Raw genomic sequence first — 13,202 nt, 5'->3', positions numbered from 1 at the left:
CGCGAGAGGAGTTTCGGATGAGCACAGTCCTGGTGATTGCCCCCGTCGTGGTGGCGAGCTGGCCGGCGATCTCGGCCGCGGTGGTCGGCGCCGTCGGGGCGATGGGATTCGCCGCCGTCCGCGAAGGCCGCTCCGTCACAAGACAGGTCGACACGGGCAACCGCGCCGAGATCGCGATCGAGGACAGCGAGATCCTGGCCGGAACCGGCCAGCAGGAGATCGTGGTCCAGCGGGACGGCGTCATCGCCCGCTTCTCCCGCGATGCGAGGGGCGCCCTCAAGGTCTGCGTCGAAGGGGGCGGACTTTCGAAGGGAGAGCTCCGGCAGATCGGCGAAGAGCTCGTCGGCCGCGTCACGCAGCAGTACGCCTATCACCGGCTCATGACCGAAATGAAGAGCCGCCACATGACGGTGGTCGAAGAGTCCGTCGAAGCAGATCAGACAGTCCGGATCCGCGTCAGGAATTCGTAGGAGCAGGACTAGGGTCTAGGGACGAGAGAAAGAACAGAGCCTTCCCATTCCTCTCCCTAGACCCTCGTCTCCAGTCCCTAGACCCACCCGAGACCTCCCATGGCCCGTGAAGAACTCGAAATCGAAATCAGCCCGCAGGGGAAGGTGACGGTCCGCACGATCGGCATCAAAGGCCCGCGGTGTCTCGATATCGCGGAGGCCCTCGCCCAGATCGTCGGGCAGGAACAGGACCGCGAGCTGACGTCAGAGTATTACGAAGCGGACCAGGTCGTCAGCCAGCACCAGAACCTGCACGATCGATATCAGTGAGGAAGGGGGACGAGGGACTGGAGACGAGGGTCCAGGGACCGCGAGGACGAACGCCCTTGTGATTCTCGGAACCAAGCCTCTGGCCCCTGGTCCCTGGCCCCTCGTCCCTAGACCTCCTCCTCATGCAATGCCCCAGCTGCCAATTCGAGAACATGCCCGGCCTGACGCGGTGCGGCCGGTGCGGCGGAGCTTTGCACTCTGCGGCGGTTCAGATCGACGTGCATCCGCCGCGGGCCACCGCGCGCCGCAAGCGGCTGCGGAAGCAGTTCTCAGCGGTTCCGAAACTCCGTGAGCAGGCGGAGACGCTCTCGACCCAGGTCGGCAAGACCCTCATCCCCGAATGGGTGGTGCCGGACGTCCCGGAGTCCTCCATCCTGTGGCGACTGTTCGTCCCGGGCTGGGCCCAGTCCTACCTGGGGCATCGCATTCGCGGCCGGATCTTCTTCTGGAGCTACCTGGCCTGTTTCCTCTCCGGCCTTCTGATGATCGGAACCGGCTGGGGAACGTGGCTTCTCGGTCTGGCGGTCGCCGGCCACGCCGCCTCGGTCCTCGACGTCGTCCTGCTGGAAACGGATTCGCGGTTCGAACGACTGGGCAAGGGGGCGGTGACGATCGCCGCCCTGCTGGGCGGGATCTACGTCCCGCTCTGGTGGGGGTCCCTCTTTGTCGCGAGCCCGCTGGTGATTCCGCGTGCGGCCTATCCCTTCGAGCCGGGGGACGTCCTGTTGACGAACGCTCTGTTCACACCACGAGTGGGGGACGCGGTGGTCTACAACGTCCCCTACATCCGGTTCAACGGTCAGGTGGACGGACGAAATGCCAATGTCGTGCTGGAGGGATGGCGCATCGACCGGATCCTCGCAGGGCCGGGTCAGACGCTGGCGTTCAACGGAAAAGGCTTCACGCTCGACGGCGTCCCGGCTCCGCACCTGCCTCTGAACGCCGGCCGTTACCGAAGTCCCTTTGCCCTCACGGCCCGCTCCGGCGAGTGGATCATCCTCCCCACGACCGATCAGTATGCCACGGAGTTCATGCTGCCCGAGCTCGGCCGGGTTCCTGCGAGAAACGTTCTCGGCCGGGTCGTCTTCCAGCTTCATCCCCTGACGCAGTTCGGACGGATCCGGTCCCTCCCCTAGAGCGATGGACCTCTTCGTCCCGGCCCCCCCTTTCGAACACCGCTCGCGAAACGTCACATGGCCCGCTTCACCAAGCTTGAAATCGATCGAAACGAGGAGCACCACTCCCACACGGAGACCATCGCCGCCTCCCGCGTCGACGACACGACGTGGCAGAAGCGCGCCGAAGAGTCCCGCCGCCTCGGAGCTTACGAAGGGGCGCTCCAGTATTACTCCCGGGCCCTCGAGTCCGACAAGACGCAGGTCGCCTGCTGGGTCGGTCAGGTCCAGATGCTGATCCTCCTCGAAGAGTACCCCGAAGCGGAGCTCTGGAGCCGCAAGGCGCTCGAACTGTTCCCCGCCGAAGCGGATCTGTTCGCCTCCCGCGCGCAGGCCCTCATCCGCCAGAGCAAGACCCGCGACGCCTTCGGCGCCATCGATCAGGCGATGCAGCAGCCCGGGCAGTCCGCCTACCGCTGGACCGTCCGCGGCGAGTTGCTCCTGGCCGGCCGTCAGCCGACGGATCGGCATTGCTTCGACAAGGCCCTGCAGATCGATTCCGACTGGCTCGTCCCGGTCGAGATCTCGCTGATCCACACGCACTACGGACAGCCGAACAACGCCCTCGCCCGGGCCCGGCTGGCGGTCGAGCGGGACGCCACCTCCCCCTACGCCTGGTACATCCAGGCCGCCTGCCAGCAACGGATGGGCATGGCGGTCCCCGCCCGCCGATCCGCCCAGCACTGCCTGGAACTGAAACAGGATTTTCGTCTGGCCCAGGATCTCTTGATGGAAACCGAGCAAGGCGGATCCCTGTGGCAACGGCTCCGCAGCCTCTGGAGCAACTGAAGGCGAGCGGGGGGCGTCAGCCCCCTGATCCAACGTGGCGTCGAGGCGGAAGGCGAAAGACCGAAGGCAGAACGAAGAGACGATCCAGGACACCAAGTCCAGTTTTCCGCCCGGCTCCGTCGCCCCACGGATTGATCCTCGCGATCGATCAACGTCACCTCCGCGCCTGACTGAGACTTGATACCTGCCACCTGATACGTGAGCCCTCCTCCCCATGTCCCTCGACCTCGCCTCGCCCCCCACAATCCTCCCCCCTTCTCTCCGCGGCGGCTGGTCTCTCGACCGGATCCTCAAGGGAGCCCGGCTGCATCACGCCAGCGACGTCCACCTGGTCCGGGGCCTTGCGCCGATCTACCGGATCAACGGCGAGATCCGCCCCATCGACGGCCCGCCGCTCGATGCCGAGGCGCTCACGTCGCTCGTCGGCGGCCTGCTCTCGCCGAAGCTCCGGCAGAGTCTCGAAGACAAGTGGCAGCTCTGCTTTTCGCGACATCTCGAAGGGGTCGGGCGGTTCCGCGTCAGCATCTATCTCCACGCGGGAGTCCCGGAGCTGGCGATTCGGATCTGCGAGCCGCGCGTCCGCTCCCGCGAGGAGCTGTCGCTTCCGCCGATCATCCAGGAACTGACCCGCAAATCGAGCGGTCTGATTTTGGTGACGGGCCCCACGGGGGTCGGTAAGACCACGACCCTCAACTACATGATCGACCTCATCAACACGGAGCGGCGGGCCAAGATCATCACGATCGAAGACCCCATCGAGTTCGTCCACGAGAACCGCAAGAGCGTCATCATCCAGCAGGAAGTCCTGACGGACGTGAAGAGTTTCCGTGACGCTCTCATTCATGTCCTGCGGCAGGATCCGGACGTCGTCGTCATCGGCGAGATGCGGGATCTCGAGACGATCGAGACCGCGCTCATCGCTGCCGAAACCGGTCACCTCGTCCTGGCGACGCTCCACACCCCCGACTCCGTCCAGACCATCCAGCGGATCTACAGCGTCTTCCCCGCGGCGCAGCAGAACGCCATCACGGTGCAGCTCGCCAACAGCCTGCAGGCGATCGTCTCGCAGAAGCTGCTCCCCAAGGCAGACGGCAAGGGGCGGGTCGTGGCCTGCGAGATCTGCATCGCCAACGCCGCCGTCCGGAACCACATCCGCGAGCAGCAGCCACACCTGCTCTACAGCGAGATGCAGACGGGCAAGAAGCTGCAGATGCAGACCATGGACCACGCCCTGCTCGATCTCTACCAGCGGGGGGAGATCACCTACGACACCGCGGTCTCCAACGCCCGTGAGCAGGCGACGATCAAGCACCGGACCGGGGACCGAACGTAGGTATGTGAAATTTGCGAAAGAAGGCCTGTTCCCCGAGGACACCTCAACAGCGTCCCGAGTCCGAGGGGCGCGCGGGTCGACTGCAACAACAAAACTGCAACAACAAAAAAGGGATGACGTCCTGGCGAGAACGTCACCCCCGGGGCGCGTGCGACCGCGCGCTGAACGGCCGGCCTACTTGGCCTTCTTCACCTTCGCCTTGAACTCCTCCAGCGAAAGCTTCATGTCGCTGTTGGTGTCCTTGGCCTTGAACTGCTTCTCGGCCGCGGCAAGCTTGTCTCCTTCGAGCTTCCCCTTGAACTCGTCCCAGCTCAGGAAGCCGTCGCTGTCCTTGTCCCGCCGCTTGAACATCTCCTCCGGCGTCGCCTTCGGCTTCTCATCCGCGGCCTGAGCACAAACAGGAACCACGGAACTCATCGCGGCACACGCCACCACGGCGACCAACCACTTTGCCATCTGTCTGACTCCGAGTAAGGAATACACAACCGACCCCGTCCGACGTCGATCGGCTGCCTGTCCAAGTCAATGCGCCGCTCCTCGCCGGTATTCTCTCCTGCGTCGGAAAATGTCACGGCCATCGAAGCCCGCCCCGCCCGTCTTCGGGTCGGCAGCGACGTGGAAAACAAAACAGGCCGGGGAGAATCCCCGGCCTGTCGTCGCTCTTCCGCGGAGTTCGATCCGCTTAGAAATCATTGTCCGAAAGGACCTTCTGGCCAAACCGCTTGCCGTTCCACGAGTACAGTTCGGCGTAGATCCGGTCGTCGATATCCTGGCTGAGGAGCTTGCCGTTACCGCCGGCGAACATGACGTTCACGACACCGGTGTGCAGCGAGCTCGGGCGGGGTGCGAGACCTTCGCTGGCGCCCGAAAGGTTCTTGTTGATGACGCCGTCCCGCGTTCCAGGCAGGGCCAGGCTGAACGTTCCGCCCGACGCTCCGGGAATCTGCATCGCGAAGTCCTTGGTGGTCCCCAGGCCGATCCCCTGAGTCGTCATCGGGTTGAAGACCCCCTTCGTTGCGATGGCCGGCGAGGTGGAAGTGGCCAGCGGCAGCATCATCGAGAACGACTTGAGGTTGGTCTCGATCCAAGTTTCCGCCTGCAGGTTTTCGCTGAACATCAGGGTCTGCGAAGTTCCGTCTGCCGAGGTCACCTGATCGAGGGTGATCTGCCGTGAGGACAGTCCGGCCGTTGTCGAGGCCGCGGAAATGAGCTGCGGGAAGAACAGTCCGCTTGCCGTAATCAGATCCACACCGTCCGAGGCGGTGAGGGCCGGCGTGCCGGTGAACGAGTAGTTGTCGGCCCGGTGGACGTACAAATAAGGAGCCGTCATATCCGGCTCATCCAGATCTCCCCACGTGGCCTGGGAGGTGTAACCGGCGTTAGCCACGTACGTCACATTCGCCTGCGAGTTGCGGGCCGGATCGTTCGGACAGTTCAGCACCGAGATGGAAATCGGATCGGCCGGCTTCATCGCGTTCTTCTCGAGGAGGCGTTCATAGAGAGCGCCCTGTTCCAAGAAGGGGAACAGCGAAACCATCCAGGGGATCCGGATATCTCCGGAGTTGCCGGTTCCCTGGATGTAGTACTGCATCGTCGAGTTCGACACGAGATACGGCAGCGCGCCGCCGCGGGCGGTGGCGAACTGCTGGGCGGCGAGGGCGACGTTGCGGATGTTGTTGAGGCACTGCGTCCGGCGGGCGGTTTCGCGGGCCTGCTGGACGGCCGGCAGGAGCAGGGCGGCCAGGGTGGCGATGATCGAAATCACCACCAGCAGCTCGATCAGGGTGAATCCGCGACGCGTCCGGGACGCACGCGGGGCGAAGGGACGATGGGATTGCATGGAACTCTCCAGGACTGCCGGGATAGACGGAACAGGGAAGGGAAAAAACTGGCTGACCGCCGGAACGCTCACGTGCGACCGGCGGGGGTGATGCCTCGGCGAGAACCGCCCAGACATCGGCCGGCGTCACCTCCCGGCCTCGACCGCATATTCTGACGTAAGGAACTCTTACGCTCTTCTTCAGTTACGAAATCCTGCGAAATGTTTTACCGAAAATCCAGTGCAAGGGGGCCGGCGAAACGTTTCGGAACTCTGTGAATTTTCTCTGGTTGCACAGCTGGAAGGCTCGTGCGTTCGGCGGTGTTGCTCCGCCTGCGTCTTAGAGGGTGGCCGCCGCGTTATGCAGCAGCCCCCCAATTCGCCGCTCTCATTATGGAACACCGGGAGGATCGGTCAAAAGGAAAACCAAAGTCCCCGGAAGGAGTTGCATCGTTTCAACCCATCTCCTCGGTGGGACGGCACATACGGCAACTCCGGTGCCACTACTCCAGCCGTTGCCGATAAATCACAAACTTCCGCCAGTCGAACGAATTGTCGGTCGTGTTGAAGGCTTCCTCAAGACGGGTCATGTCGACGATGAAGAACCAGCGGCAGGTCTGCACGTCCGTCGCTTTGGCTCCGACCCGGAACTGACCGGATCCGGTCGACGTTTCCGTCCCTTCAAAGAAGTCCAACCCGCCCCAGATGGCGAACATGTGACTGCGATTCGTCGTATTGTTCGCGATCTTCTGCAGCAGCCGGTAACGCGTATGCAGATCGACCGCGGACAGGTCCTCGGTCGGCACCACGTCCGCCAGGTCACGGGCCTCGAACAGGCCGAACTTGGAGTTGGCGCCGGTCAGGATTTCCCGGTGCCGCGCCATGCCTCGCTCCACGCCGTCCGCGGGACGGGTCGGATCGACGTTGAACTGGCCGGGCGGGAGGAACGGGACGGACGACAGGCCGCCCATCCCGTTGCCGGGGCCGCCGTCGCGACGGCTCTTGAAGTCGTTCCACCAGTAACGTTCGGTCGCCAGACCCGGGTTGTTCTTGAGGCCGGGCGTATTCACGTCGATCATCCGCGGGTCGTCGATCAACCCCTCGAGAACAGGCGGCGTCCGCAGGGTGTTGATGTTGATCTGCCCAAACGTCCGGGAGCGGACGTAGTTCGGATTGACCTTCTGCTGGACCCGGTCGGTCGGATCCGGGAGGGCCACAAAGTTCAGCAGGCGGGTCCACGGAATCACATCGGGCGGCTGAGTCGCCTGGTACCGGGGCAGGAACTTGATGGCCGCCGCGTACGGCAGGAAGGTCGTCGAGTTGGACCAGCCGTTCACCGACTTGGCCACGTTCACGTTGCTGGCGTGATCGCGGATCCGTTCCACGAGCTGCCCCGGCCCCACGACCGGAATCGACAGCATCTCGTAGGCCGAGGTCAGGTCCCGGTCGTGATGCGGCTGCCAGACCGTGTTGTAGACATTCGTCATGTCCGTCAGCATGTCTTCCGTCGCGATCGTATTTCTCTTGACCGCGTTGGTCGCGTTCACGCTGTACGGCTGGTAGATGCTGTGATTCACCAGGAAGGCCCGGCTCCCCATCGCCGGAGGCGCGGGGGCCACGACGGCGGCTTCATTCCGTTCATCGAGGTGGTGATAGCGTTCCCGGCTCCGGAGCTTCGGAAGCTCCGTCACAATGGCGGCATCCGAACCGATCGTCACCCGGTTGTTGCTCTCCATCGTGAAATCGAGCCGGTCGACTTCGACCCAGTCATTGGCTCCCGGGGCGGAGGCGGTGTTGGTGATGTTTCCATCGGTCCAGAGATTCCGGCGACGCTGGAGCGAAAGGACCATCCGGTCCGCGTTGGGGTTGGTCGTGATCTCTTCGGCGTCCGTATCGAAGTACAGGAGCTTCGGCACCAGGTTGTTGGCGGTCTTCATCGTCGCCGAACCGGCGGAGTTGGCCGGGTCACCGATCGCAACGAGATCGAACTCCATCGCATCCCGGCTGTGGCAGAGATCCAGATCGCAGAGCGGATCGGGAGTCGCCGACGCGGTCGTCGTCGGTCCCGCGCCGGGCACGACCGGTTCCAGGGTCGTCCCATCCCCGTTCGTATCGGCGTAGTAGTCCGAAGAGATCGGAACGTCGCTCTCGTTGACGACATTCCCGTCGTGGCCGGCGATCACGAAGTTCGCGCCGCCGCTCACATACTTCGTCGTGGACCGGAACGCGACGCTGGCGAGGTGATTCGTCTGGACCGTCGGATCCATCGTGGGGGTCACGAGCGTGGGATCCAGACGCACGAGACGCCAGGTGTTCTGCCGCAGGTCGATGTTGAACGGGGTCCCGTTCCGCAGCTCCACGTAAAGGAACTCGTGGTGCCCCTTCCCTTCCTTGTGCAACGTGCCGTTGACGGCACCCATGTTCTTCTTCTGCTTGATCCACAGGGCTTCGGACAGCGTCAGCTGCTGGGCTTCCACGCCGTTGACGAAATACTGGTTCGAAGAATAGTACGACGGGGTGAGGTTCCAGCCGTCCGACAGGTCCGGGTCGTACTCGAAGCGGGTGATGACATCGTCCGGGTCGAACGCGTCGACGTAGTTGACCGCGAACTGGGCCATTTCCTTCGCCACGACGGGATCCATGGGAGTCGTCATGGGGTTGGTCGTCGTCGGATTGCAAAGCACCGCCAGAAGGACATAGATGTCCCGCGCCAGGCGCTGGCGGTCATACCGCGCCCACCACTCCTGGACATAGGGGCCGGTCGGATCGCCCGGGGTCGTCCCCCACAGGTTGTACTGACGGACGGGATGGGTGGGGATAATGGCGGGGATGATGGAAACGTCATCGATGTTGTTGTGATGAAGCATCTCCGGCTCGACCGTCCCCGGCGTGCTGGCCGTCCGAAGATTCGGGTGCGGCGTCAGCTGGCGGAAGTTCGGATTCCCGTTGCTGTCGAACGCCTTCAGGACCGTGCCGTTCTCATCCAGGATTCGATTCAGCTCCAGCGGAAGCTGCGGGAAATTGGCCCGATTCCGCAGCGGCGGATTCGTGTTGTCGCGGATGCTGAACGTCGTCAGCAGCCGCCGCACGACGGGGCGGAACGGATCGTTGTTGACGAGCGTCCCCAGTTCGTGACGGGACGCTCCCGTGCCGTTCGACTTCGGAGGGAACCGATAGTTGCTTCCGTCCTGATCGTTGAACTCAAAGTTCCGATTCGGATCGTAGGGGAACGAGAACTCGCGCCGATCCCAACTCTCGGTCGTGAACTGCTGACGGATGTTCCGCGAGAACGAGGACATGTTGAAGTTGAAGGGAGCCAGCTGCCGCGTGCGGGAGAACATGGCCGCCCGCGTGTAGTCGAAGTCGCTCAAATGCAGAGCCGCGATCTCCGTCGGACGGAACAGGTTGTCCCGCTCCGTAAAGGTGTAGGAGTAGCGATTCACTTCGCCCGGATCGTCCGGCCGCAGGTCGACGACGGCCGGCGCCGCCCCGGTCACGGGGGGGAGCAGCAGGGAGCCGCCGAGGGAGAGATCGCGGTAGTTCTGTCCCATCATCGTGGCCGGCTGGGCCTGCCAGCGGCCGTTGTAGCCCGGCATCGGGATCTGGCCCCCCGGAAGGAGGGTCAGCTGACGCGCCCCGCGGGCGGTCACGTCGATGTTGATTCCCCCGGTCCCGAACGAGTCGGTCGGGTGAATCCCCCGCGGGACGGCGTATCCATCCAGGATCCCGTTCCCGTTGACGTCTTCCCCCGTGTCCAGGATGCCGTTGTTGTTGACATCCTCGCCGAGGTCTTCGTCCGTGTTGGGATCGCCCGCCGTCGCGTAGTTCCCCGTCGGCGTGTTCAGAATGCGGTTCGCGTCTCCGTAGCGGCCCTGCAGGTCATCGAGGTTGTCGGTGAAGCTGTAGCCGGTCGAGATCGACTGCTCCATGGAGACCGACGAGCCCATGAGGAGCATCGCCAGCTCCGTGTTCTGCATCTGCTGACGCGTGAACGTAGCGTTCGTCGTCGAGCGGTAGAAGGCGACATTCCAGCGGGTCCGGCCGTCGGAAGCGGTCGGAGGGACGGCCCACAGCGCCCACGCCGGGTTCACTTCCGCGCGGCTCAATCCGTAGTGCGAGTAATGGATCGAACGGTTGCTCCCGCCCGAGTTGTAAACGTCGGCGATCAGGTCGACCGTCGTCGGCGTCGACAGATCGATCGCCGTCTTGGCCCCATCGGTCCGGTTCTTGTAGATGATGTCCGCGATGTTGCCCGCGGCGTTCAGATCGATCAGGCCGTTGAGGTCTTCGATCTTCCAGAACGACATCGGAACGAGAACCCGCCCGCTCCCATCCGCCAGTGTCTGCGGCGGCAACCCCAGGTCGATGTAGATCGAGTCGCGGACGCCGTTCGCGTCCGCATCCACGTCGAGTCCGCCGTAGTTCTTGCCGCTGCTCGTCCAGGGCCCGAGCGCCAGCGCCGTCGGAGTGGTCTTGATCTCCGGGAACTCGTCGACCACGAAACGAGCGGTCGTCGTGTTGGGAATCTGATGCGACTTGTGCGGCCGGAGCATCCACCGCTTGGTGCTCGCCGCGTTGTACCAGTTCGCCGTGGTGTTATCCAAAGCGAGGAAGACCGACGGGTCCATGAAGCTCGGTTTGACGACAACAATGAAGTCGTTCGCGTTCCAGGCGCCGCTTCCATTCAGGTCCGTTTCCCCGCCATCCTGGATGCCGTTGTTGTTCGTGTCCTCCGACTGCAGATACTCCGTCGAGAGAAACAGCGAGGTCACGTCCGGATAGGTGTAGCCCACGTCCGGCTCATAGCTGAAATCGGTGTCCGCCAGCCGCACCCCCGATCCGCTCGCCGGGTTCGCCGCCGCACTCCGATTCAGAACCAGAGCCGGATCAGACGTTCCGACGCCAGGCGTGGAGGTCGGCGGATTCGGGTTCAGATCGTTTCCCGTGTAGACGAACTGCGGCGGGTCGCCCGGATTCGTCCCGGGAATGACCCGGATCCCGCGCCCGTTCCGCAGCTCATAGTCGTGCGGCTTCAGGACGGTGCCCGACTTCTTGATGGTTCCCAGGATGTGCGGCAGAAGCCCGAGCTTTCCGCCGTCGAGCACGCTGCCTCGCGCCACGGCGTCGTCATCCGGATGGACAATGATCTGCGACAGACCATTGTTGATCAGCGACTCCGGATCGATCCCCCCCAGCGGCTCGACGACCTGGGAGAAGTTCTCCGCCGTATTGGCCTCGACCTGCACGAAGTCGTAGAAGAACAGACCCAGGAAGGCGAGCATCGCCATCAGGGCCAGCACCACGACAATGACCGCTCCCCCGCGGCGCGCTTCCGCTCCGCGGCCTGCTCCCGCTGTGCGGCGTGCGTCCGCTTTGCGGCGTGCTCCTGCTCCTGGGAGCGGAACTCCCGAGCGGCGACGACTCTCTTTAGTCCGGTTCATAGTGATCGTCCCTTGAGCGCCCGCACAAGGTGAAACAGGGAGCGGGTGGCCGGCCGGCTTTCGCCATCGAGGCTTGCAGCGCCGGAAGAACGGGACTCGCCTGTCCTTCCGGCCTGCCTGTTTCCTCGTCTCCGGCACCCACCATTAATCCAAAAACGAATGATCCAGGGTCACCTGACGGATCAGGTTGCTTCCCGGATCGACAAATCGAATCGTGATCCGCATCGCCGTCAGGCCGATGCGGTTGTCGAAGCATTCCCACGTGACACCGCCGTCCAGGACTTTGTCGCCCGGAATGCGGCTCCAGACGGGCTCGCGGGTTCCCGTATTGCCGCTGGTCGTGGCCCGGTACCCGATCGAATAGTCGCCGCGGAACGCCCAGGGGAAGTAGACCTGATGCGCGGTCCAGTCCGTTCCCGTGACGGTGATCGCGCTGTTCGCCCCCCAGGAGAGCGCGGCGGTCGATTTGTCCGGGGCGATCTTCAGGGGATAGAACGGCGGAGAGATCGCTTCCGGCGTAGTCGGCGCCGGGGACGTCGACGGGGGAGCGCCGGGGAAGTTGCCCGTCGGCGCGAGCGGATGCCACGTGTCGAACACCCGGTTGCCCGAGGGGCCCCCCGGGCCGTAGGTGCTGGTGGAGTTCCGCCCCCAGGTCGAATTCGTCGGAGTTCCGGACGGAACGGAGTCGCCGAACGGCCCCTTGGTCGTTCCATCCGTCAGTGCACCGTGGCCCAGGTCGACAAATCGCCCGCTCCGCTGAACCCCTTCGAAGTTCGCTTCGCGGGTGCCGTTCGCATTGCCGTCCTGCTGTTCCCACACCTTGACGTCGAAACCGACGACGCCGGACAGAACGATGTCTTCCCCGGTCCGGTTGCCCGAGAGCGCCGACCGGCCGATGAACGTCGTCCCCGTGAACTCTCCCGACGGGTTGCCGGAGGGTGAGACGTGTCCCTCACGAAACAGCGGCAGTGAGACGGGCGTATTCGTGTAGCGGGACGAATTGTCCAGCGACTTCACGCTCAGCAGCCGACGCCGCTGATCGGGAGCCATCGGGTTCGAAAACACCGCGCTCGGGGGGACGTTCTGCATGACCGCCAGCGCGTTGTTCTGATACCAGGCGGTGAAATCGGCCGCCGTGAACAGCGGATTGCCCAGTCCGATCTGGTCGGGAGTCGGCTCGTTGGAGGGCTGGACCGGCAGCCAGGTCAGCGCCCCGGCTCCCGCATCCCCCGTGTTGTAGGGATTCGGGATGACCAGCGGATCGCGGAGCAGGTTGATCCGGCGGTGCAGCTTTCCGTCCCGCATGTAGTAGGTGACGATCGCGGCCCGGGAGGAGGTCACGCCATCCCCGACCACCGCATCGTCGGAGTCCGGGTGGTTGGGAATCCCGCTCATGGAGGTGTCCTGAGCCACCCGTCCCGTAAAGTGCCCCAGCTCCTGGCGGAGAAACATCGTGAACGACAGGACGTCGTCCGAGTCGTTTCCCGGGTCGTTCTCGGACACGTAGAAGTAGCCCCGCTGCGCGTCGTTCACTTCCATGCAGCGCGGATGAATCGGCACGATTCCGCGGGTGATCACGCTCGCCCGGAGCGGATCGCTGACCGCCAGCGGAATCTCCCGGTAGGAGCGTTCCCGCAGATCGTTGCGGAGCATCGTCACGACCGACCGCGCCTTGGCGTCGTTCTTGGCGATCCCTTCCTGTTCCCGCAGCGTTCCGACCGCGGCCCCGTAGATCTGGGCGAACAGCACCATGATCAGGAGCACGAGCGCCGTCGAGACGAGCATCTCGACGAGCGTAAAGCCGCCCCGTCCCCGATGGGCCGCCCGCGCGAGGAACTTCGACGTGTGACGCATGCGAGGATGGCT

General features: G+C 64.1%; 9 protein-coding genes. 5 read left to right on the top strand and 4 right to left on the bottom strand.

Features of this window, described 5'->3' with window-relative positions; genetic code table 11:
* Positions 1–17 precede the first annotated feature (17 nt).
* From VT03_RS17835 to VT03_RS17815, 5 genes are all read left to right on the top strand, one after another.
* Positions 18–470, top strand: coding sequence for a DUF1257 domain-containing protein (locus VT03_RS17835; protein ID WP_075094230.1), 453 nt, complete (start codon positions 18–20; stop codon positions 468–470).
* 99 nt (positions 471–569) lie between these two features.
* Complete coding sequence (locus VT03_RS17830; RefSeq protein WP_075094229.1) at positions 570–779, top strand: DUF2997 domain-containing protein; 210 nt, start codon at positions 570–572, stop codon at positions 777–779.
* 152 nt (positions 780–931) lie between these two features.
* Complete coding sequence (locus VT03_RS17825) at positions 932–1,915, top strand: hypothetical protein (RefSeq protein WP_075094228.1); 984 nt, start codon at positions 932–934, stop codon at positions 1,913–1,915.
* 57 nt (positions 1,916–1,972) lie between these two features.
* The gene (locus VT03_RS17820; RefSeq protein ID WP_075094227.1) at positions 1,973–2,743 is read left to right on the top strand and encodes a tetratricopeptide repeat protein; all 771 of its coding nucleotides are present in this window, start codon (positions 1,973–1,975) and stop codon (positions 2,741–2,743) included.
* Between the two features lie 214 nt (positions 2,744–2,957).
* Positions 2,958–4,076: a type IV pilus twitching motility protein PilT gene (locus VT03_RS17815; RefSeq protein ID WP_082846316.1), complete on the top strand. Its 1,119-nt coding sequence runs from the start codon at positions 2,958–2,960 to the stop codon at positions 4,074–4,076.
* A 174-nt stretch (positions 4,077–4,250) separates the two neighbouring features.
* Here the strand turns inward: VT03_RS17815 and VT03_RS34260 are convergent, their stop codons facing one another.
* The 4 genes from VT03_RS34260 to VT03_RS17795 all read right to left on the bottom strand — a co-directional run bounded on the left by VT03_RS34260 (position 4,251) and on the right by VT03_RS17795 (position 13,190).
* Positions 4,251–4,532 (bottom strand): hypothetical protein, encoded by a 282-nt coding sequence (locus VT03_RS34260; RefSeq protein WP_075094226.1) that lies wholly within the window; start codon positions 4,530–4,532, stop codon positions 4,251–4,253.
* Between the two features lie 226 nt (positions 4,533–4,758).
* Positions 4,759–5,916 (bottom strand): DUF1559 domain-containing protein, encoded by a 1,158-nt coding sequence (locus tag VT03_RS17805; protein WP_075094225.1) that lies wholly within the window; start codon positions 5,914–5,916, stop codon positions 4,759–4,761.
* A 482-nt stretch (positions 5,917–6,398) separates the two neighbouring features.
* Positions 6,399–11,198 (bottom strand): hypothetical protein, encoded by a 4,800-nt coding sequence (locus tag VT03_RS17800; protein ID WP_075094224.1) that lies wholly within the window; start codon positions 11,196–11,198, stop codon positions 6,399–6,401.
* Positions 11,199–11,480: 282 nt separating this feature from the next.
* The gene (locus VT03_RS17795) at positions 11,481–13,190 is read right to left on the bottom strand and encodes a prepilin-type N-terminal cleavage/methylation domain-containing protein (protein ID WP_075094223.1); all 1,710 of its coding nucleotides are present in this window, start codon (positions 13,188–13,190) and stop codon (positions 11,481–11,483) included.
* Between the last annotated feature and the right edge of the window lie 12 nt (positions 13,191–13,202).

Origin of the sequence: Planctomyces sp. SH-PL14 (assembly GCF_001610835.1) — a bacterium.
Taxonomy (GTDB): Bacteria; Planctomycetota; Planctomycetia; order Planctomycetales; family Planctomycetaceae; genus Planctomyces_A.
The sequence above is the reverse complement of the archived record's forward strand: the minus strand, read 5'-3'. Positions and strand labels throughout refer to the sequence as shown.

What these genes read in the sequence shown, in the direction of transcription:
- VT03_RS17835 (WP_075094230.1), top strand. Translation starts at nt 18, where the DNA reads ATGAGCACAGTCCTGGTGATTGCCCCCGTCGTGGTGGCGAGCTGGCCG.
- VT03_RS17830 (WP_075094229.1), top strand. Translation starts at nt 570, where the DNA reads ATGGCCCGTGAAGAACTCGAAATCGAAATCAGCCCGCAGGGGAAGGTG.
- VT03_RS17825 (WP_075094228.1), top strand. Translation starts at nt 932, where the DNA reads ATGCCCGGCCTGACGCGGTGCGGCCGGTGCGGCGGAGCTTTGCACTCT.
- VT03_RS17820 (WP_075094227.1), top strand. Translation starts at nt 1,973, where the DNA reads ATGGCCCGCTTCACCAAGCTTGAAATCGATCGAAACGAGGAGCACCAC.
- VT03_RS17815 (WP_082846316.1), top strand. Translation starts at nt 2,958, where the DNA reads ATGTCCCTCGACCTCGCCTCGCCCCCCACAATCCTCCCCCCTTCTCTC.
- VT03_RS34260 (WP_075094226.1), bottom strand. Translation starts at nt 4,532, where the DNA reads ATGGCAAAGTGGTTGGTCGCCGTGGTGGCGTGTGCCGCGATGAGTTCC.
- VT03_RS17805 (WP_075094225.1), bottom strand. Translation starts at nt 5,916, where the DNA reads ATGCAATCCCATCGTCCCTTCGCCCCGCGTGCGTCCCGGACGCGTCGC.
- VT03_RS17795 (WP_075094223.1), bottom strand. Translation starts at nt 13,190, where the DNA reads ATGCGTCACACGTCGAAGTTCCTCGCGCGGGCGGCCCATCGGGGACGG.